General features: G+C 46.7%; 18 protein-coding genes. 4 read left to right on the top strand and 14 right to left on the bottom strand.

Annotation, left to right across the window (positions count from 1 at the left end; translation table 11 throughout):
• Positions 1–183: 183 nt before the first annotated feature.
• From D3D03_RS00960 to D3D03_RS00950, 3 genes are all read left to right on the top strand, one after another.
• Positions 184–1728 carry a Ppx/GppA family phosphatase gene (locus tag D3D03_RS00960; protein WP_119923076.1) on the top strand — a complete coding sequence of 515 codons (1545 nt, stop codon included), beginning with the start codon at positions 184–186 and terminating at the stop codon, positions 1726–1728.
• Positions 1725–3884 (top strand): RNA degradosome polyphosphate kinase, encoded by a 2160-nt coding sequence (locus tag D3D03_RS00955; protein WP_119922480.1) that lies wholly within the window; start codon positions 1725–1727, stop codon positions 3882–3884. The genes D3D03_RS00960 and D3D03_RS00955 overlap by 4 nt, the downstream gene beginning before the upstream one ends.
• 74 nt (positions 3885–3958) lie before the next feature.
• The gene (locus tag D3D03_RS00950; protein ID WP_035387657.1) at positions 3959–4132 is read left to right on the top strand and encodes a XapX domain-containing protein; all 174 of its coding nucleotides are present in this window, start codon (positions 3959–3961) and stop codon (positions 4130–4132) included.
• Between the two features lie 126 nt (positions 4133–4258).
• On the opposite strand, the gene D3D03_RS00945 is transcribed toward D3D03_RS00950, so the two are convergent.
• The 5 genes from D3D03_RS00945 to D3D03_RS00925 form a co-directional block, all read right to left on the bottom strand.
• Complete coding sequence (locus tag D3D03_RS00945) at positions 4259–4870, bottom strand: hypothetical protein (RefSeq protein ID WP_119922479.1); 612 nt, start codon at positions 4868–4870, stop codon at positions 4259–4261.
• A 20-nt stretch (positions 4871–4890) separates the two neighbouring features.
• Positions 4891–5790 carry a deoxyribonuclease IV gene (locus D3D03_RS00940; protein WP_026833618.1) on the bottom strand — a complete coding sequence of 300 codons (900 nt, stop codon included), beginning with the start codon at positions 5788–5790 and terminating at the stop codon, positions 4891–4893.
• A gap of 143 nt (positions 5791–5933) precedes the next feature.
• On the bottom strand, positions 5934–7286 hold the full coding sequence (locus D3D03_RS00935) for a DEAD/DEAH box helicase (RefSeq protein ID WP_026833619.1): 1353 nt from the start codon (positions 7284–7286) through the stop codon (positions 5934–5936).
• 68 nt (positions 7287–7354) lie between these two features.
• Positions 7355–8308 (bottom strand): sugar ABC transporter substrate-binding protein, encoded by a 954-nt coding sequence (locus D3D03_RS00930; RefSeq protein ID WP_028106790.1) that lies wholly within the window; start codon positions 8306–8308, stop codon positions 7355–7357.
• Positions 8305–10068 (bottom strand): sensor histidine kinase, encoded by a 1764-nt coding sequence (locus D3D03_RS00925; RefSeq protein ID WP_028106791.1) that lies wholly within the window; start codon positions 10066–10068, stop codon positions 8305–8307. Before D3D03_RS00925 ends, D3D03_RS00930 begins: the two co-directional genes overlap by 4 nt.
• Before the next feature lie 145 nt (positions 10069–10213).
• Here D3D03_RS00925 and D3D03_RS00920 point away from each other — a divergent pair, with 145 nt between their 5' ends.
• A complete protein-coding gene (locus D3D03_RS00920) occupies positions 10214–11161 on the top strand; it encodes a 4-hydroxy-3-methylbut-2-enyl diphosphate reductase (RefSeq protein WP_026833622.1) in 948 nt (315 codons plus the stop codon).
• Positions 11162–11211: 50 nt separating this feature from the next.
• On the opposite strand, the gene D3D03_RS00915 is transcribed toward D3D03_RS00920, so the two are convergent.
• From D3D03_RS00915 to glyQ, 9 genes are all read right to left on the bottom strand, one after another.
• Positions 11212–12327, bottom strand: a complete 1116-nt coding sequence (locus D3D03_RS00915) for a Nif3-like dinuclear metal center hexameric protein (RefSeq protein WP_119922478.1) — start codon at positions 12325–12327, stop codon at positions 11212–11214.
• A complete protein-coding gene (locus tag D3D03_RS00910; RefSeq protein ID WP_026833624.1) occupies positions 12327–13043 on the bottom strand; it encodes a tRNA (adenine(22)-N(1))-methyltransferase in 717 nt (238 codons plus the stop codon). The genes D3D03_RS00915 and D3D03_RS00910 overlap by 1 nt, the downstream gene beginning before the upstream one ends.
• Positions 13044–13172: 129 nt before the next feature.
• Positions 13173–13514 carry a cytochrome c550 gene (cccA, locus tag D3D03_RS00905; RefSeq protein WP_026833625.1) on the bottom strand — a complete coding sequence of 114 codons (342 nt, stop codon included), beginning with the start codon at positions 13512–13514 and terminating at the stop codon, positions 13173–13175.
• Between the two features lie 153 nt (positions 13515–13667).
• Positions 13668–14753, bottom strand: a complete 1086-nt coding sequence (rpoD, locus tag D3D03_RS00900; protein ID WP_012369736.1) for an RNA polymerase sigma factor RpoD — start codon at positions 14751–14753, stop codon at positions 13668–13670.
• A 34-nt stretch (positions 14754–14787) separates the two neighbouring features.
• Positions 14788–16581, bottom strand: a complete 1794-nt coding sequence (dnaG, locus tag D3D03_RS00895) for a DNA primase (protein ID WP_026833626.1) — start codon at positions 16579–16581, stop codon at positions 14788–14790.
• 137 nt (positions 16582–16718) lie between these two features.
• A complete protein-coding gene (locus D3D03_RS00890) occupies positions 16719–17528 on the bottom strand; it encodes a pyruvate, water dikinase regulatory protein (RefSeq protein WP_026833627.1) in 810 nt (269 codons plus the stop codon).
• A gap of 14 nt (positions 17529–17542) precedes the next feature.
• Positions 17543–18172 (bottom strand): transcriptional regulator CcpN, encoded by a 630-nt coding sequence (ccpN, locus tag D3D03_RS00885; RefSeq protein WP_026833628.1) that lies wholly within the window; start codon positions 18170–18172, stop codon positions 17543–17545.
• Positions 18173–18191: 19 nt separating this feature from the next.
• Complete coding sequence (glyS, locus tag D3D03_RS00880) at positions 18192–20252, bottom strand: glycine--tRNA ligase subunit beta (RefSeq protein ID WP_119922477.1); 2061 nt, start codon at positions 20250–20252, stop codon at positions 18192–18194.
• On the bottom strand, positions 20245–21135 hold the full coding sequence (gene glyQ, locus D3D03_RS00875) for a glycine--tRNA ligase subunit alpha (RefSeq protein ID WP_026833630.1): 891 nt from the start codon (positions 21133–21135) through the stop codon (positions 20245–20247). The genes glyS and glyQ overlap by 8 nt, the downstream gene beginning before the upstream one ends.
• Positions 21136–21418: the final 283 nt, after the last annotated feature.

Genomic DNA, 21418 nt, shown 5'->3' with positions numbered 1-21418 from the left:
TTACGCCTTATCAACTGTCTTATTATAGCGCCCGCTCTATTCCGGTGCAACTGATGTAACTTTTTTGTGAAGGTACGGTTTTTGAAGGATGCACAAGGTACAATAAAAGGATACAAGCTGTCGTTTCCAGAACCGCCAATTCGGGAAAAGATGGACTGAGAAGTGAAAGGAGTCGGATTTCTTTTGAAAAACGAATTAGCAGTCATCGATATCGGATCCAACTCGATCCGGTACGTCATTTTCCATCCTATCGACTCCGGTCGCTATATTGAAAAAATTAATGTGAAAGTCGTCGCACGGCTGTCCGCTCATATCGACGGAAATGGAGCACTCGATACGGTCGGTATTCGGCTGTTATGTGAAACGTTACGGCGGTTTTATGAAATCGGCGTAACCCACCACGTCGAAGAAACGATTTGTGTCGCAACCGCTGCGATTCGGAATGCGAGTAACCGTCAGGAAATCATCCATGCCGTGGAACAAGAAACACCCTTTACGATGCGTGTCCTCTCTGATGAACAGGAAGCCTATTACGGCTATTTCGCCATCATCAATTCCACCTTCTTGACGGACGGGTATTCCGTCGATATCGGCGGTGGTTCGATGGAAGTGACCTTAATTGAAAACCGGGAAATGGTCGCTTACCACAGCTTTCCGTTTGGTGCCGTCACACTGACGCGACAATTCCAGTCCGGTGAAACGATGACTTCCGGCGAACAAAAAAAGCTGACCAAATTTTTGCGGGAGCAGTTCGACGAAATTTCATGGCTTAAAAATAAAAAGCTGCCGTTAATCGGTGTCGGCGGTTCGGCACGGAACTTCGTCCGGATTCATCAGTCGACGCTGGATTATCCGCTGCATGGGATTCATCAATATCAAGTCCGGTCAAAGGAATTAGGAAAATTGATTGATGAATTGGCTGATAAAGCGCCCAAACATCTGTTAAAAGTCGAAGGACTCTCAAAAGACCGGGTTGATATCTTTTTACCTGCTTTGATTGCGATTCATGAACTGGCAGTACATATTGAGGCGGATCAGTTCGTGATGAGTAATTACGGATTACGTGAAGGACTTGTCTATGAATACGATTTACATGATCAGAACCAACGCCGCATCGAAAATGTCCGGGAAGAAAGTCTGTATCAGCTCGAGAGTGACTATAAAGTCAATCGTGACCGGACGAATTACCTCGGTACAATCGCCAAATCGATTTACCGTCAGCTGATTACGCTCGATATCATTCCGGAACGGGCCGCAGACCTTCGTCTTCTTGATTCAGCCAGCCGCCTGCTCTACTGCGGTCAGTATATCAATCCGGATACACGGTCGAATCAGACATTTTATCTGTTGACGAATACAGACTTGAAAGGCATGACGCATAAAGACCGTCTGGCGTTGGCACTCGTCAGTTCCTACTCTTCTTCAAAACGGATGCAACAACTTTTGAAACCTTTCAAGGATTGGTTTACGGACAAATCAATCGAACGGTTTGATTTGCTCGGTTCCATTCTCAAACTGACTGATGCACTTGATGTGACGGAACGCCGTGCGGTGGACAGCGTTGAACTTGAACTGACAAAAGATCAAAAAGGCATTCGGATCATTCTCGACACCGGAGATCATGATTACGGATTTGAAGTCGAAAAAGCGGAAAAACAAAAAAAACATCTCGAACGTGTCATTGATTGTTCGATTCTTCTGGAAAATAAAGGAGGTACCCTCACATGAAGATTGATTCCCCTGAACATTTTAATAATCGAGAAATCAGTTGGTTACAATTCAACGAACGTGTACTGGGCGAAGTAATCGACACACGAAATCCGTTAATGGAACGGTTTAAGTTTTTAGGCATCTTCAGCTCGAACCTGGACGAGTTTTATATGGTCCGCGTCGGTGGACTCAAGGATGAGGTCTTAGCCGGATTCAACAAACCGGAAAATAAGCAAAACTTGACGCCGAAACAGCAGCTCCGTGCCATTGCCACCAAAACGAAAGAGCTGGTCGAACAACAGTACGAAGCTTTTAAAGAAGTGACGCAGGCTTTAAAGACGGAAGGGATTTCCTTTTTAAAGCATGAGGAATTAAATGAGATGCAGGCGGAATACGTCAAAGCATTTTTCAGGGATCAGGTTTTTCCGGTTTTGACACCGGTTGCTGTCGATGCGTACCGCCCCTTCCCGATGCTGTCGTCTAAGTCACTGAATATCGCCACTGCTCTTGAAGCGGATGATGGGTCTAAGCGAAATCTTGCACTTGTCCAAGTTCCGGCCGTACTTCCGCGCTTCGTGGATTTACCGGTCGAGGACGAGGAAACGACGGCTGTCATCTTACTCGAAGATGTGATCATTTCTTTTATTGATTCGTTGTTTAAAGGATACCGTGTCTTGTCTGCCATGCCGTTTCGGATTACAAGAAATGCAGACTTGCCGTTCCATGAGGAAGGGACACATGATTTATTGAAACTGATCGAAAAAGAATTAAAGAAACGCCGTTGGGGTGTCGGCATTCGTCTTGAAATTCAGAAAAATGCCATCAACACGAATCTTCTCAACATGCTGCGGGACGTCCTCGATTTACAGGACCGGGATATTTACGCCGTTGATGGTCCAATCGATTTGACGTTTGCCTTTGCGTTTTACAGTCAGATTGGTGTCGAATACGATCATTTGATTTATCAGACGATCATGCCGGTCGAACCGCCGGCACTGGAAAAATCGAAAAACCTGTTTGATCAGATTCTACAACAGGATTATTTGTTACATCATCCGTACCATACGTTTGATCCGGTCGTCCGGTTAATCGTTCAAGCCGCCAATGATCCAAATGTCCTCGCCATCAAACAGACACTGTACCGTGTCTCGGGTGATTCTCCGATCATCAAAGCGTTGAAAACGGCTGCTGAGAACGGAAAGCAGGTCACTGTCCTTGTCGAATTGAAGGCGCGTTTTGATGAAGCGAAAAATATCGAGTGGGCCAAACAATTAGAAAAAGTCGGCGCCCACGTCATTTACGGTTACAGTGATTTGAAAACACACTCGAAGATCACATTGATTGTCCGCCTACAGGAAGGTCGGATTCAACGGTTTGTCCATCTTGGGACCGGTAACTACAACGATTCCACCGCGAAACTGTATACGGATATCGGATTGTTGACGGCACGTGAACAGATTGCCGAAGACGCCACGAATTTCTTTAACTGGTTATCCGGCTACGGTGAACAACCGCAATGGAATGCGCTTCATACGTCCCCAAACTCGATGCTTGAGAAATTTTTGTCCTTGATTGACGATGAAATCAAGTACCATAAAAAACACGGCAATGGTCGAATCGTGGCGAAGATGAACAGCTTGACGGAAAAAGACATCATCTTAAAACTGTATCAGGCTTCACGTGCCGGTGTTCGGATTGAATTGATTGTGCGCGGCGTCTGTTGCCTTCGCCCACAAGTGAAAGGTGTTTCTGAAAATATCCGTGTCACCTCTGTCGTCGACCGTTACCTCGAGCATTCACGCATCTTCTATTTCCATCATAATGGGGATGAGCTGATTTACTGTTCGAGCGCGGACTGGATGACCCGTAATATGCGCAAACGAATCGAGATTCTCTTCCCGATCATCGATGAAGATCAGAAAAACTACATCAAGGATTGTTTGGCTTTGACCCTGGCCGACAACGTCAAAGCTCGGGAACAAGATGAAAACGGAGACTATCATTACGTCTCCAAAGGAAAACAATCTTGTGAATCACAAATATTAATCCAGCATTACACAAACGGAAAATTAAAGGCAAAACCTTCATTTGACCTTCCACTTGATCAAAAATGGATCCCGATGGAACGACCGGAAGAAAAGATTACATTTGATTCGACCGCTTCCAAAAAATAATCGTTGTTTAACGTCAGACATCTTCATATAATCAATGTGTAAGCGTTTTTTATATGAAGAAAGGACTGGGCCTCATGTTGCAACAAATCTTATTATCACTGTTAGCCGGTGTCATCTGTGGTGTCGTCTTTACTGCTCTTAAGTTACCGATTCCTGCCCCGCCTGTTTTTCCGGCCATCGTCGGGATTTTCGGTGTTTTCCTCGGGATGAAAGTATTTTTATTCGTCGCGGACCGTTGGCCGTTTTAATCATTAAACATCGACTTGTCCCACATAAAAAGCGTTTTTCTTCTCTCATCGGAGAAGAAAAACGCTTTTTAACTGTTCCTTTAATTTTTCAAAAAACTTGATCTTCCCTCTCATCTGATCCGTCTTTCAATCATCCGAGGCCGCCGCAATATCTTGGATTTCCTGATACGCTTGATGTGCCAGACGGTGACAGGTAGGACAAAGCGTCTTAAAATGTCCGTTATCCTCGTGCCATTCCAAGACAGATCGTTGTGTACTTCCGCATGCTTCGCATGACGCCATGAGTGGCGCCGAATGATTCCGTTCCCGAAACCGCTCAATCCGCCGTTTTTTAGCTTCCTCGACGGTCGACACGTCTGTTTCGAAATGACCTGCTTGCCAGGCTTCCAGCAACCATTGCCTTGTTTTCGGATCCGTCTGGCCCGGCTTGATGTTCAAAGCAGGAAATCCGGATCCGAGTAACGGATGACGTAAATCAACACTAATCAAATCCAAACAAGCATATGTGCGTTCTTGTTCGTCTGCCTCCACCAACCAATGTGGATCAGCAGGACGCGTCGTGTATTCACTAAACAACACTTCCGCATATGCAACGATACCGTCTGCAGTCGCTAAAAAAACATCCTCTCCCTCTGCCAACTCCGCCGGTAAATAAAAGGGTTCTTTTGTTTCGTAGTACGCAACGACTGCTTGACGCAAAGCAAACTCAGATTCCTCGACGATTAGTAGATGACACACGCGACAGACACCTCTTCCGTTTAGATGGATGTACCAATCAGTGGTAGACGCCACTCGGCATCAAATTTCCCCGAGCGCAGCATCATGATCTCTTCTTTATACGGTGCAACTTTCTTTTTTGGATCCAGACCAATATACGGCGTTTCAAGGATTTTAGGCAGGTGTGCCAAATCCCGGTGATGGACGATACGATGTAGTGGATCAAATCCAATCTCACCAAAACCAATGTTTTCGTGACGGTCTTTTTTCGCACCTCGCACGTTTTTGGAGTCATTGACATGAATGACACCTAACCGATCGATCCCGACGATTCGATCAAATCGTTCAAGAACACCATCTAGGTCATGAATCAAATCGTATCCGGCATCATGGACGTGACATGTATCCAGACAGACGGACAGACGATCATTATGCGTCACACCCGCAATGATTTCCGCAATCTCTTCAAATGTTTTTCCGATTTCCGATCCTTTACCGGCCATCGTCTCGAGAGCAATTTTCACCTGTTCGTCTCCAGTCAAGACTTCATTGAGACCCTCGATGATTCGCTTGATTCCGACCTCTTCGCCGGCACCAACGTGGGCTCCCGGGTGAAGAACGATATGTTTCGCTTTTTCAAGCGCCTCTGCCCGACGGATTTCTTCTGCCAAAAACGATACTGCCAGCTCAAACGTTTCCGGTTTTGTCGTATTCCCTAAATTGATGATGTAAGGGGCATGCACCACGATTTCTTCAATTCCGTTTGCTTCCATGTGTAACAAAGCTTCCGGAATCCGTAAATCAGAAATTGGTTTTCGTCTTGTATTTTGAGGAGCACCTGTGTAGACCATCATGGTCGTTGCTCCATAGGACGCTGCTTCTTCACTTGCACCAAGCAACATCTTTTTCCCTGAAAGTGACACATGTGAACCGATTTTCATTGTAAATTCCACCCTTCTTCTGTTCTTAGTGTACCAAATGCCGAAAAAAACAAGAACCTTTAGCCATCTAAAAAAAACAAAGCCCACGATATTCTCGTGAACTTTGCTGAAACGAATCATCCTCAATACAAGTTGCGGATGAATTATTTTGATTTACTTGCGTTGGCTTTACGTTCGGCGCGACCGATTCCGCGTTGTTCTTTAATGCGTTCACGTTTCGCCGTTTCTTTTAATTTGTATTGGTGTTTCTTTTTATAACCTGGTTTAACACGTTTTTTGGCTTTTGCTGCTTCTCCAGATAAACGGCTGTGTGCTGTTTTTGAAACAGCGGTCTTCATGTGTGGTTTCGCACGGCGACGTTCTTTCACTTCGCTGACTTGACCACTCTTGACATCAACGTTCGTAAATTCGATACCACGGTCTTCAAGACGGTTGATCGAACCATTCTCATGATCTTCGAACAATGTGTACGCCAAGCCATCTTGGTCAACACGACCGGTCCGACCGACACGGTGGACATAGAAGTCAAGATCTTTTGGAATACCGTGGTTGATGACGTGTGAGACGCCTGAGATATCAATTCCGCGTGCCGCAAGATCCGTTACGATGACATACTGGTATTTCGCTTCGTTGATTTCTTTAATGGCTTGTTTCCGACGACGGGCCGGCAGGTCACCGTGAAGTGAACCGACGTTGAGTCCCGCTTCCAAGAAGAGAGCTTCAAGTTCGATTGCTTCTGTTTTCGTGTTCGTGAAGACGAGACAGATATACGGGTTAAGAGCTTTCGCCAGTTTTAACGCCAAATCCGAACGATCCCGGTGTTTGACAGGAACTGTGTGATGGACGATTTTCTTAGCGGTCTGCTGTTTCGGATCCACATGGGCATAACGTGGATTGTTCATATACTTTTTCAAGAACGGTTGCAGTTTTTCTGGAATCGTCGCAGAGAAGACCATCATCTGTAACTTCTCAGGTAATGCTTGGGCAATCCGGTCGACTTCCGGTAAGAATCCCATATCGAGCATCTGATCCGCTTCATCGATGACGTAATGTTTGACGAAGTGTGGTTTCAACGCTTGTTCTTTAAACAGATCTAAAATTCGTCCCGGTGTCCCGATGACGATCTGTGGCGAGACTTTGACACGCCCGATTTGACGCTCGCGGTCCATACCACCTGTGATCAGACTCGTTTTGATATAGTCCGGTTGTTTGACGAGGATTGACTTTAACTCCTCGTGAATTTGCCAAGCCAGTTCACGTGTCGGAGCAACGATGATTGCTTGCATCTCTTGTGATTCCGGGTTGATGTTTTGAACGATCGGCAAAAGGAACGATAACGTTTTTCCTGTTCCGGTTTGTGATTGTCCGATGATATCCCGCCCTTTGAGCGCTGCCGGAATGATCCGGGATTGAATATCGGTTGGTTTTTTAATACGTGCGTCTTCGAGTGCTTCGACGACGAACGGGTGCAAATCGAAATGGGTAAATCCATTCATATTTGTCACCATCCTTTCTCTTTCTTTAACAATTAAAGGCGAATCGTCCGCCTTCACCATCTATTTCTTCAGTTCAACATGGGTATTGGTCTACTACCGTCATACAAATATGAATACGTATAGAAACGATCGGGAATTTTTTTGTTTTTCGTATGAAGCTTCAACGCGCTGAAGGCAACTTTCATCATCTCTTCAGCGGACTGGACGACTGTCGCGTCCATCGATTTCATGTCAACAGCTTCTAATATAGCACGATTCCCGTCAATGCCAACAACTATTTTTCCGGAAATCCCTGCTTTTTTCAATGCTTCGAGTACACCCATCGCAATATCGTCATTGTGACAGTAGACCGCATCAAACTCGATTCCGGATTCAATCAATTGACGCATGACACGCTCGGATGTGACCGGATCGTAGTTTCCACTGGCTGAATTCACGATGGACAACCCCGGTTCACTTTTGATTCCTTCCAAGAACCCGCGGTGGCGTTCATTGGTCGTATAGACATTCGCCGTCCCTGTGATTTCAATGATTTTCCCTGTAGATTGACCGGTTCGCTTAATGAATTCATTTTTCATATAAGACGCCAATTGTTCGCCGATCATTTGATTGTTGGATGTAATCGAACTGACGACGGCATCCGACCGAATCATCCGGTCAATGGCAAACACCGGGATGCCTGCTCTTTTGGCTTCTTCGATTGCACTGCCGATATAGACATCGTCTAACGTCGTAACGAAAATTGCATCCACCTGCAGTTCGATGAACTCGAGGATTTGTTCCCGTTCACTGATCCGTGAATTTTGTGACGTCGCTACGACCGCCTCATATTTATTCGCTTTTGCTTCCGCTTTGAAAGCGTTGATGAGACGTTGCGCAAACTCATGTTTATCGTTGACGATTGTAAAACCAACGACATCTCGTTTGGGACTCGCTTCTTTTTGGACGAACATGTTCGAGATCAGCAAGACGGATGAGATCCAAATGATTAACACGAGCAACCAGGATTTATTGAATCTCATTCCTGTGCCTCCCGTCTCGGGAAGAACAGTTGAACGGTCGTCCCGACGCCGACTTTACTGTCGACCTCGAGTCTTCCATTATGTTGCCAGACGATTTGACTCGACATGAACAGACCAAGACCGTTTCCGTTGATTTTTGAGGTCTTGAACGCTTGACCGATTTGACTGATTTGCTCGGCATCCATCCCTACTCCGTTATCTTGGATGATGAAGACGAATTGATCCGGGTACACGTGGAGATGAACATGACAAATTCCGTCCGGTCCTTTGGATTCAACGGCTTCGAGTGCATTTCCGATACAGTTCGACAGGACTTGCAACAATCCGTTTTCAGAAGCATACAGCGTCGGCATGTGAGCCGGTGTATAGATTTTACAATCCGCTTCATACGGATGTGATTTCGACTCAAGAATGAACGTCAGTTTCTCCATCATTTTTTTGACATCGACTTGCCCCATCACTAGTGACGCATTGTCGTTTTTCGACAAATCAAGCATCGTCTGAATTAATTGATTGGCCCGGTCTAATTCTGATAACGCGATGTGCATCATGTCCGGATTATTTTGTTTGTCCTCTGATAAAAGCTGCAACGCCATCTTGACCGGTGTCAACGGATTTCGAATTTCGTGGGCAATGCCGGCTGCCAGTTGTCCGAGCGATGCCAACTTCTCTTGGTGTAAAATGACTTGCTGCTGGCTCAACTGTTCGACCCGGGCGTTCTCCATCCGCTGTGCGTACTCATTATAGGCGGAGACAAGTGTCTTGACTTCGTTCGAACCGGAACGTTCCAGCGTAATCGGTTGTGGTGTCGTACTTTTCTCAATCTTTTGTACTAACTCAAGTAACGGTGCCGTCAGTTGACGTGACATCAAATAGCCGACAATCAGGCTCAAGACGAGGGTCAACGCGGCGATGACCAGATATTGCTGACGCGTCGTATAGACGGGTTCATAAAATACGCTTCGCGGCGTCCGGACCAACACTTTCCAGTCGGTTACCTTTAAATCCTGTGCAAAGTAGTACATGTCTTTATTTGTACTAAAAATTTCGTTTGGCTTTGTACTTCGGAAGGCACGATCGACGACACTTTGGCTCAACAGCCGTTCTTGATCGGTCACAAGATTTCTTGAAGTGGCAAGCGGCTCGCCTTGGCTGTTAAAGAGATAGGCCATCGTATCATCATCAAACGATTCCAGAGAATTACGGAAGACCACCGAATTCATCAAACTCAGTCCGCCACCAAACACGCCGACACGTTCATTGCCGTTTCGAACGGATACGAACATATACGTCAGGTAATCACTTTCCAACGGATAACGTTTACTCATATGAAAATCCGTACTCGTCAATGCTTGAAGGAACGAATCGTCTTCCCGGATTGCACCATCCTTTATTCGTCGGTCTTCACTCGAGAACCAGGTGATTTTGTCGGTTTTACGATCATAGTAAAAGAAACTTTTAAATCCGGTATCGATATCCAGTAAGTTGCTGTCCCGGATCGCCTGTTCAAGATTGTTCATGTTGGTGACATTTAATTGAAGACCCATGATTTTCTCATGCAGGTTTCCCACACTGTCACGCAGGGCATTGCTCGAGACCTCAACACTTTTTTCACTCTGCTTTTCTGTCTGTTGTTCTACCCGTGAAATCGTTACCCGATCCGCCGTGAAGGCCAGTGCTGAGATGACAAGACAAATAAGAATGAATAATACAGCCGTGATTTGGAAAAAATAGGACCGCATCATCTTTTTCGTCTCCATCTTTCCGCCCCCTTCCCCGTTCATTTTCAACCCAATTAGTATATCATGTTCTTACGTGCGAACAGACTCCTCTGTTTTCATTCACCTTCAATCAATGGTACACTCTAAATAATCATTCTTTCTATACTAAAGGAGAATCTAGACTATGCTTGTAAAAAAAATCAGTCCTCGCGGATATTGTTACGGTGTCGTGGATGCCATGAAACTCGCTCAACAAGCGGCAATGAATGACAGTTTACCGCGACCTATTCATATTTTGGGTATGATCGTCCACAATGCTCACGTCACACGTGAATTCGAACGGATGGGCGTATTGACCGTTGACGGTCCGGACCGTCTTGAAGCATTGGAAACGATTAAAGAAGGTACAGTCATCTTCACCGCTCACGGTATCTCTCCTGCAGTTTATGCACGAGCTGCCGAAAAAAACTTGACGGTCGTCGATGCGACTTGTCCTGATGTTACACGGACACACGACTTGATTCGGACTGTTGTCGCTGACGATTACGAAGTCATCTATGTCGGCAAACATGGCCACCCTGAACCCGAGGGAGCCGTTGGGGTTGCGCCTGAACACGTCCACCTCATCGAAAAAGTCGAAGATATCGATGCGTTGCCTGATCATCTGGCAACTAAAAAAATTATCGTCACCAATCAGACGACGATGAGTCAATGGGATGTCCAAGCATTGATGGGACACGTTCGTGAAAAATATCCGCACGTCGAAGTGCATAATGAAATTTGTAATGCGACACAAGTCCGCCAGGAAGCCGTCGCTGAACAGGCCGGTGATTGTGATTTGGTCATCGTCGTCGGTGATCCGCGCTCGAATAACTCAAACCGTTTGGCCCAAGTGTCGTTCGATATCGCCGAGACGCCGGCTCACCGGATCGGTGACTTGACTGAACTTGATTTATCTTGGCTCGAAGGGGTTCAGCATGTGGGTGTAACGTCTGGTGCTTCAACACCGACGCCAATCACTAAAAAAGTCATCGATTTCTTGCAGCAGTACGATCCAGCTGATATCAGCACACATGATAAGACACCATTCCTTGAATTGCGTCGGATTTTACCGAAAGTAAAAATTCTCTAAATCAGAATGAAACGATTCCCAACCGTCCAGTCCGGTGGGAATCGTTTTTTTTATAAGAATTGAAACGGATTCGTGTTGGTCGTCGACACGATCAGTTCTACGTCGCGGATGTTCTGTTTCGTAAACCGTTCTGTCAGGAGATTCACGACCCCTTGCTTCATGACCGATTCGACGTGATGCCCCGGATCAATCACAGCAAGCCCCAGTGCCATGGCATCGTGGGCGACATGGAAATATAAATCTCCCGTTACCAAGACATCGGCCCCCGCAAATGCAGCCGTTGATACATATTTATTCCCATCCCCGCCTAATACGGCAATCTTACGGACCAGTCGGTTTTCATCCCCAACAAAACGTAAGTTCTCAACAGCGAAGGCTGTCCGGACGTGTTCGGCAAATGCTTTCAACGGCATCGCTTCTTCGAGAGATCCGATTCGTCCCAGACCGAGTGGTGGTGCCGTAATTTCTTGACGAATCAAATCATACGCCACCTCTTCATACGGATGCACCTTTTTCATTGCCCGAATGACTTGCTTATGATTGAGTTCCGTGACGACGGTTTCAATCCGGACTTCATTGACCCGCTCGATTTGACCCGTTTGTCCGACGTATGGCTTGGCTCCTGTCGTTGCTTTGAACTGTCCTGTCCCCGTACTGTGGAACTGACAGTCGCTGTATGCGCCGATATGCCCTGCTCCTGCTCGTCCAAGCGCATCAGACACCCGTTCAACGGCTTCTTCCGGAACGAAGACAGCGAGTTTGTAAACCGTATTCTCGAAAGAAGGAACCAATACACGGGTATTGGTCAGACCGAGGGCGTCCGCCATCAAATCGTTTACGCCCCCCTCTGCCACGTCGAGATTCGTATGGGCCGCGTAAACGGCAATCTCATGTTTGATACATTTCATGACGATCCGTCCTGCCGCGGATTGATCATTGACTTGGGCTAACTTACTAAAAATCGGCGGATGATGCGCAATAATCAAATCAATCTTTTTTTCGATTGCTTCGTCGACGACGGATTCCAAAACGTCCAGTGTGACCAGAACCCGTTTGACGTCCTTGTTGAGTGTCCCAATCTGTAAACCAATCGGATCCCCCTCAAAGGCAAATTTTTTAGGGGCAAACGACTCGAACTGTTCGATGATTTGCTGTCCGTTTGCCATCAGTGTGTCACCTCTTCCATTTTCTGAATCAACTGCTCGATTTTCACGATTTTTTCCTGTAGTTGATCCGATTCCGTCCCTTGACGCATCTGTTCTAAAATATACTTGCGCTTTTGTTGTTCCGTTTGCCACTTTTCAACAAAGGCAGGCGCTTTTTCACGCATTAATTGTGGACCAAAGTACAGTTCCCATTCCCGCTGCTCTGAATCATCCGCATATACGGATTCCTCGCCTTTTTGGGCGACCAGGATTTCATAAATTTTTTCGTTTTCTTTGACGATGGCTTCCGACAAGAGGGCGTATCCATTTGCGAGCAACCATTTCCGGACATCCACTGCATCGACGTTTGGTTGGAGAATCAATCGTTCTTCTCCCGATAAATTGGCTTTTCCTTCTTCAAGAATCGTCGCGATCAATGTGCCGCCCATTCCGGCAATCGTAATCGCCGTTGCTTCCCCCGGTGTCAAGACGGTCAGACCACTTCCGAGACGGACATCAATCTTGTCCTCAAGCTGAACTAACGCGACCTGTGCTTGGGCTGCTTCCATCGGTCCGACGTTCACTTCACCGGCAATCGCCTTCTCGACGAGGTTTTGTTGCAGACAATAACACGGGACAAATGCGTGATCGGATCCAATATCCGCCAGCACCGCTCCTTGTGGAATATAAGACACGACTTTTTTTAAGCGTTGATCCAGTATGACATTCGTTTGCATCTGATTCATCCTTCCTCTGTTCACTCTCTTTTTAAAATAGCGGACTTGACGAAAAAAAGAAACCGTCGTCTCCATTAAAACCGTCACAAAAAAACACCCATCTCGGAGAAGAGACGGATGTTGATTGACTTATTTCTTTTCAGCAAGCCATTTCGCTAACACAGTGGCTTCTTCGTCATTCGCAAGACCGCCAGGCATTTGCCCTTTACCGTTGATTGCGATTTCTTTAATTTCTTCTTCTTTCAGCTTCGCGCCGACTTTTGTTAAGTTCGGACCTGCTCCACCTTCAAGATTTCCACCGTGACATCCTGTACATCCTTTTGATGCAAATAGATCTTCCGGCTTCATTTCAGCTGTTGATGGACCTTTTTCAGCTTCTTTTACCTGATCGACCCCAAAGTATGACAATGAAATCATGGCGATGATGGCGATGATCGCAATCGCTGCGAACGGTACTAACGGATTACGCATTTGGATTCCCCCCCATATTCTATACCCAACCAAGTTGGTGACTGAATGGTATTCCCCGTTACTATTCTACTGTAAAAAAAACAGAGAAGGAAGAAAAAAACAAAACTTTTTCTCCCTTCTCACTAAAATTTCATATTTTCTTCACACTTTGAATTAATCGAGGAAATCTTTCAGACGTTTCGAACGACTCGGGTGACGCAATTTCCGCAATGCTTTCGCTTCAATCTGACGAATCCGCTCACGGGTGACACCAAATACTTTCCCGACTTCTTCAAGCGTCCGCGTCCGACCGTCATCCAAGCCGAAACGGAGACGTAAGACGTTTTCTTCCCGATCGGTCAACGTATCGAGTACGTCTTCCAACTGTTCTTTCAATAATTCATAGGCTGCGGCATCTTGAGGAGCTGTCGCATCCTGGTCTTCAATGAAGTCACCGAGGTGTGAATCATCTTCTTCTCCGATCGGTGTTTCAAGCGAGACCGGTTCTTGCGCAATCTTAAGGATTTCACGCACTTTTTCCGGCGTGATTTCCATCTCTTTTGAAATCTCTTCCGGTGTCGGTTCACGTCCTAAATCCTGCAACAATTGACGCTGGACCCGAATCAATTTATTGATTGTTTCAACCATATGAACCGGAATCCGGATCGTCCGCGCTTGGTCGGCAATGGCACGTGTAATGGCCTGACGAATCCACCACGTGGCGTAGGTCGAGAATTTGTATCCTTTTGTATAATCAAACTTTTCAACTGCTTTGATCAGTCCCATGTTTCCTTCTTGAATCAAATCAAGGAATAACATACCGCGACCGACATACCGTTTAGCAATCGAAACGACAAGACGCAAGTTCGCCTCAGCCAGACGTTTTTTGGCTTCTTCATCGTTTTGTTCGATCCGTTTTGCGAGTTCGACCTCATCTTCTGCATTCAACAAGTCGACGCGACCAATCTCTTTCAAGTACATCCGGACCGGATCGTTGATTTTGACACCCGGTGGTACGGATAAATCATTGAGATCGGCTTCTTCTTTGTCGTCACCGGTCCCATCGTTATTGACCTTGATGCCTTCTGTTTCAAGCAACTGAAGAAATTCTTCGAACTGTTGCGCATCCATCGATTCGAACGAACTGAGTTTGTCCTCGATTTTTTGATGCGATAGTTCACCATTCTTGTGTCCGAGCGCGATTAGTTCATCCTTCGCGAGACGGAGTATTTCAGCTTCTGATCTTGCTTTTTCTGCCATCGAACCATACACTCCTTCCACATCATGCAGCAGGTCACCGATCTTTCAAACGCCGTTTCCGTTCGATGATCGCCTGCATTAGTTCCGCTTGAGCGCGGATATCTGTTTGTTGACTCAACTGCGACTTTTCTTCGTCCAGCGTCCGTCGTTGCCGTTCGTTTTGAACAGAACGAATATAGTGACTCAATAAATCCGGATCATATTCCGGCATTAGCATGAACTCTAGATCCGCTACGATTCGCTGAAGTGAAGCATCCTGAAGCATCGTTAGAAATCGGTCCGGATCCGCTGGGGTATCTGTTCCGTAAAATTCATATAGTTTACCTGCAATCAATTGATGCGCCGGATCATTGAACTCAACACCCAATTGATCCCGTACTTCAAGTCCCACTTCCTCCGACCGAATCATGTAGGCCAGTAAAAAACGTTCTGCTTTTTTCCAGTTCGAAAATGTTCGATCTTGTGCAGAAGAAGTGATTGTTTGTGTTTCTTGCCGTCGTTCTGGTTTCGGTTGAGCATGTTGCGTCGGCAACGGTTTAACTTGTGACAATAACGATTCTTTCGACAAATGAAACTCTTCCGCCAGTTTCCCTAAATAGATATCACGTAACAACGGATTGGTCGTACGACCAATCTCCTCAAGCATAGTTTCAATATAACGAACCCGTTCTCCTTCTAATCGGAGATTTTTTCCTTGCCGAAAATAAAAAGATTTAAATTCAAGGCCTGAAATTCGTTCTTGTTCCACCAGACGAAGAAATGTTTCTTCTGACTGGGTCCCGATGAAAGAATCGGGATCTTCGCCATCCGGCAATCGAATTACGGAACAATCGACCGCAACGTCTTCTAATAAGCGTAGTGCTTTTAATGTCGCTGCGCGTCCCGCTTTGTCTCCGTCATAACATACAATGACTTCATCGACGATCCGTGCCAGATTTTGCGCATGAACAGGAGTTAAGGCCGTTCCTAAAGAAGCTACCGTATAGGGTATACCCGCTTGAGCGACACGTACAACATCTAAATTTCCTTCCACCAACACAACCTGTTTACTTTTACGCATGGCACCTCGTGCCTGCGCAAAACCAAACAACAGCTCACTTTTATTAAAAAGCGGTGTTTCAGCCGTGTTGACGTACTTTGGGTCTCTCCCGTCAATGGAACGTCCACTGAATCCAATAATCGTGCCATCACGATCTGAAATCGGAAAAACCACTCTGCCGTTAAATCGATCGCGATAATCGCCATCTCGCCCGACAGAAATCAGCCCAGCTTCCACCATCTCGTCAAGATCAAAATTTCTTCGTGCTAAAGAATCCACCGTAAACCGTTCTTGATCAGGTGCATATCCCAACTTGAATTCTCGCATTGCCGACTCTTGAATCCCCCGCTGTTCGAGGTATTCCCGTCCGCTATCACCTGCTGCTGTCTGTAACATGACTTCATGATACAAATCTGCCACGATCCGGTGTGCTTCACGCATCCGATATTTTTTTTCTTGATCCGGCGTGGACTCGGTTTGATCCGACCGTTCAAACTCCGGCAGCTTGATATCCGTCCGATCCGCCAGTTTGACGACCGCTTCCGGAAAACTCATCCCTTCCGTTTCCATAACGAAGGTAATGGCGTTCCCCCCCGCTCCACAACCAAAACAATAATACATGCCTTTGTCCGGAGAAACAGAAAAAGAAGGGGATTTTTCAGAATGGAAAGGACATAACCCTGAATAACGATTCCCTTGTTTTTTTAATTCTACACGTTCTGATATCAATTCAACGATATCCGTTGCTTGTCGAACTTGATCCACCAATTCGTCAGGAAGCCGTTTCAATCGGTCACCTCTCCTTTCGAACGTTTATATACATATACCCGCAATGAAACGGAACGAATACTCGTTCCGTTTCATTAGAAAAGTTGCATCATCTCATTAATCAGCTAGATTAGTATACTACGCGAAACAGGACTTTACTAGTCATGTGATTTGCCGGAAATTCCGGTCAAGATCAAATTGGCTGTTTCCTCAACGGCTTTGTTCGTCACATCGATGATTTGACACCCAATCCGTTCGTACAGTTTTTTCGCATAATCAAGTTCACGATTGATGCGATCGATTTGCGCATATGCGGCTTCCGGCTTCAGCCCCAGCGAACGGAGACGCTCCATCCGGATATCGATCAACTTTTCCGGGGAAATCAATAAACCAAAACACTTTTCTTTTGGGATATCAAACAGTTCTTCCGGCGGAACCGACTCAGGAACAAGCGGGACGTTGGCTACTTTGTAACGCTTTAACGCCAAGTATTGGGAAAGAGGTGTTTTCGACGTCCGTGAGACACCGATCAATACGATGTCAGCCCGCTTGATGCCGCGTGGATCACGCCCGTCATCGTATTTCACGGCAAATTCGACGGCCTCGATTTTCCGGAAGTATTCTTCATCCAATCGATAGATCAAACCGGGTTCTTCTTTTGGTTGCAGGCCAAGACGCCCTTCCATCGTGTCCAACAGCGGACCTAACAGATCAATCGCCTTGACATCATGAGCCTGTGCCGTCTCAGCGAGAAGGCGGCGATGCGTGGCATGAACGATCGTATAGACGATCGTCGCCTGCTCTTCCTTTGCATGCAATACCAGATCATAGATGACTTGATCGTCATCGACAAACGGAATCCGGACGGTTTCGATTGCCTGCTCCGGAAACTGAATCGCCGCTGCCCGAACGACTAATTCACAGGTCTCCCCGACCGAGTCACTGACTACATAAATACGTTGTCTCATCTGCGAACCCCCTCTTAAAGTTCTTCATCACGTGCTAATGCGACCAATACTTTTGTCATGTTCGTCTTCGTCATCCGACCGACGACCTTCAAGACACCATCCACTTGTTCGACGACCGGCATCGAATCAATCTGCTTCTCGATCAATTTCATCCCGGCCCCGATCAACGTTTCCGTCTTCTCACAGACCGTCAGATTCGGCATCCGGGTCATGATGATATTGACCGGCAACGAATCGAGTTCTTGGTTGCCGATTGCGGCGCGCAAAAAGTCCTTTCGTGACAGGACACCTACGAGCGCATGATCTTTTCCGACAACAAACAATGAACCGACATCTTCCAGGAACAGATGGACGATTGCATCATACACCGTCATGCCTTCGTGAATGACTTTCGCGGAAGACATGAACTCGCCGACGGTCAACGTATCCAGTTTTTCATGCAGCATCGAGGCATTTTTTTTACCTACGTACATATAACCGACACGTGGACGTGCCTCAAGCATTCCTGTCATCGTCAAAATCGATAAGTCCGGACGTAATGTCGCCCGCGTCAAGGAGAGTTCAGATGCAATCTGCTCTCCTGTGATCGGACCATTTTCTTTAACGATTTGGAGTATTTTTTTCTGCCGTTCATTTAACTTCATCGGCTCATCCGTCCTTTATTCACATTAAAGTGAGGGCATTGAATCGTGCGACTTTTTCGATCGCCGTCGCAAACCGTTTCATCTCGCTGAGACGATTCGTCCGAACTGCTTCCTCTTCCGCCATGATCATCGTTCCATCGAAATAAGCAGTGATTGCAGGAACGCTTGCTTCAAGTACTTGAATCGCCTGCTCATAATCTGCTTTTTCGACAGCCGCTTCGACTTGTGGAATCAACTGTTCGATTTGCTCGTGCAAGGCACGTTCCGCTTCATTTTCAAAGAGCGCTGGATTCACGACGACCACAGACTCGGCTTTCTTCGAGATGTTGAGCACACGACTGAGCTGTTCGACCGTCTTTTTAAACGTCGGACGTTGCGTTGCCTGTTCAAGCATCGCCGCTCGTTTTTCGTTTGCTCCCACCGTCAACTTCGGTTCAAGTGCCGCTTCGATGACGTCATGACGATATCCTTTTTCTGATAACCGGAATTTCAGACGCTGATTAAAGAACTCTTCCATCGCTGTCTTTACTTGTTCTGCATCCGCTTGGTAAAGCCCTGCTTTTAGTTGTGCTGCGACAACGAATTCGATCAGTTCTGACAGGGTCATGTCAATCTGACGGTCTGAAAGAATCTGAACGATCCCTTGCGCTTGACGCCGTAAAGCATATGGGTCAGCCGAACCGCTAGGAATCATCCCGACACCGAAGAATCCAGCGACACTGTCGAGCTTGTCCAACACGGCTAGCACGGTACCTGTTGGCGTGCTAGGACTCTCATCCCCGGCAAAGCGCGGTAGATAATGTTCACGGATCGATGCTGCGACTTCTGCATCTTCCCCCTTCATGTTGGCGTACCGCTCTCCCATCATCCCTTGCAATTCCGTAAACTCGTAAACCATCTGACTGACAAGGTCAAATTTATAGATTGTTCCGGCACGTTCCACTTTCGCCGGTTCTGCTCCAAAACGGTCGGCGAGTTGCAACGCCATCTCACGTACACGACGCACTTTTTCACCTGTCGTGCCAAGCTTTTCGTGGAAGACGATTTTATCCAAACGTGCTGCTTGTGCATCGATATCGGCTTTCTTATCTTCTTCGTAGAAGAACTGGGCATCCGCCAGACGGGCCCGGATGACTTTTTCGTTTCCGCGGGCTACGTTCTCGATATGATGTGCGTTTCCGTTGCGGACCGTTACGAAATAGTGCAACAACGTGCCATCTTTTTTGACCGGGAAATACCGTTGATGTTCCTTCATCGTCGTGATCAGGACTTCTTCCGGAAGTTCCAGATAGGACTCGTCAAAGGCACCAAACAAAGCAGTCGGATATTCGACGAGATTCGTGACTTCTTCGAGCAGTGATGCATCGATCGGTACTTCGAATCCTTCTTGTTCACTCAACGCGTGGATTTGTTCTTCAATCAACGTCCGGCGTTTGTCATAACTGACGATGACATGTTCTGCCGCGAGTGCCTCGACATAGGCATTCGGGCGAAGAATCGTAATGTCTTGTCCGAGGAAACGGTGTCCGCGTGATGTTCGTCCGGTTGCGACATCTGCCACCTCAAACGGAATGACTTGATCATCCAGTAAAGCAATCATCCAGCGAATCGGACGCATGTACCGTAACGATTGTGTACTCCACCGCATGTTTTTCGGGAACGACATCGCTTCAACGATTTGTTTCAGCCCCGGCATGAGTGCCGCCGTTTCTTGTCCCGACTCTTTACGTACCGCAAAGATATACTCCTCGCCTTTTTCTTCTTGTAGGAATAAATCGTCTGTCGTCAACCCTTTTCCGCGGGCAAATCCTTGGGCTGCTTTCGTCCAGTTTCCGTCTGCATCCTGAGCAATCCGTTTAGCCGGTCCCTTCAGGGTTTCTTCTAAATCCGTTTGACGTTCAGAGATGCCCGTCACGAGAACCGCCAGACGGCGTGGTGTTGAAAACGATTCAATGTTCTCGAATGTAATCCGCGCCTCCGTCAAAAACGTCGTGACGCGTTCTTTTAACTGCGTTTCCGATTGCAGAACGAAACGAGCTGGCAGTTCTTCCAGACCGATTTCAAGTAATAGTTCATGCATGCGATTCACCTGCTTTCGATTTAATCAATGGGAAGCCTAACCGTTCCCGTTCTTCAATGAAACTTTGTGCGCAACGGCGAGACATATTCCGAACACGGTGGATGAATCCAGTCCGTTCCGTCACCGAGATCGCCCCTTTTGCGTCCAGCAGGTTAAAGGTATGCGAACATTTTAAGATATAATCATACGCCGGGAACACCAGATTCTCATCGAGTGCCCGGTTCGCTTCTTTTTCATACTGGTCAAACAATGTGAATAACAGGTCGACATCTGATGTTTCAAACGTGTATTTCGAATGTTCGAATTCCGGTTGATAGAAGATATCACCGTACTTGAATCCATCCGTCCAGACTAAATCGAAGACACTCTCGACATCTTGAATGTAGGAAGCAAGACGTTCGATGCCGTATGTGATTTCTACGGCAATCGGGCTGCACTCGATCCCGCCGACTTGTTGGAAATACGTGAACTGTGTGATTTCCATTCCGTTTAACCAGACTTCCCAACCGAGACCTGCCGCACCGAACGTCGGATTCTCCCAGTTATCCTCAACAAAACGAATGTCGTGTTCCAGCGGATTAATTCCGAGCAATTCAAGACTTTGTAAATAAAGCTCCTGAATGTTATCCGGTGACGGTTTCATGATGACTTGAAACTGATGGTGTTGATACAAACGGTTTGGGTTTTCTCCGTAACGACCGTCAGCCGGACGACGGGATGGCTCTGTGTAACAGACGTTCCATGGTTCTGGTCCTAAACTCCGTAAAAACGTCATCGGGTTCATCGTCCCGGCACCTTTTTCGACATCATATGCCTGCATCGTCAAGCAGCCTTGTTCAGCCCAAAACTTTTGCAGTGTTAAAATCATTTCCTGTACTGTCATCTTCAAGACTTCCACCTCCAAATTTATGAGGGAACGCAAAAACGTCCCTATGTACAACAAGGTTGTACATAGGGACGAGACAAGCCCGCGGTTCCACCCTACTTGCATGACTCTGCATGCCACTCTTTAATCGGGAACACTCAAAAATGCCGTTCACACCTGCTTCATTTCCGGCTCGCACTGTCCCGAAATCGCTTGACTGAACATCAGGTGTTACTCCTTTTTCTCATCGTGTTCGTTTAGTTAGTTCTTCCGCACTTATTCTACCGAACGTTCGACTAGT

This window comes from Exiguobacterium sp. RIT452, from assembly GCF_003598705.1.
GTDB classification, from domain to species: domain Bacteria; phylum Bacillota; class Bacilli; order Exiguobacteriales; family Exiguobacteriaceae; genus Exiguobacterium_A; species Exiguobacterium_A undae.
The sequence above is the reverse complement of the archived record's forward strand: the minus strand, read 5'-3'. Positions and strand labels throughout refer to the sequence as shown.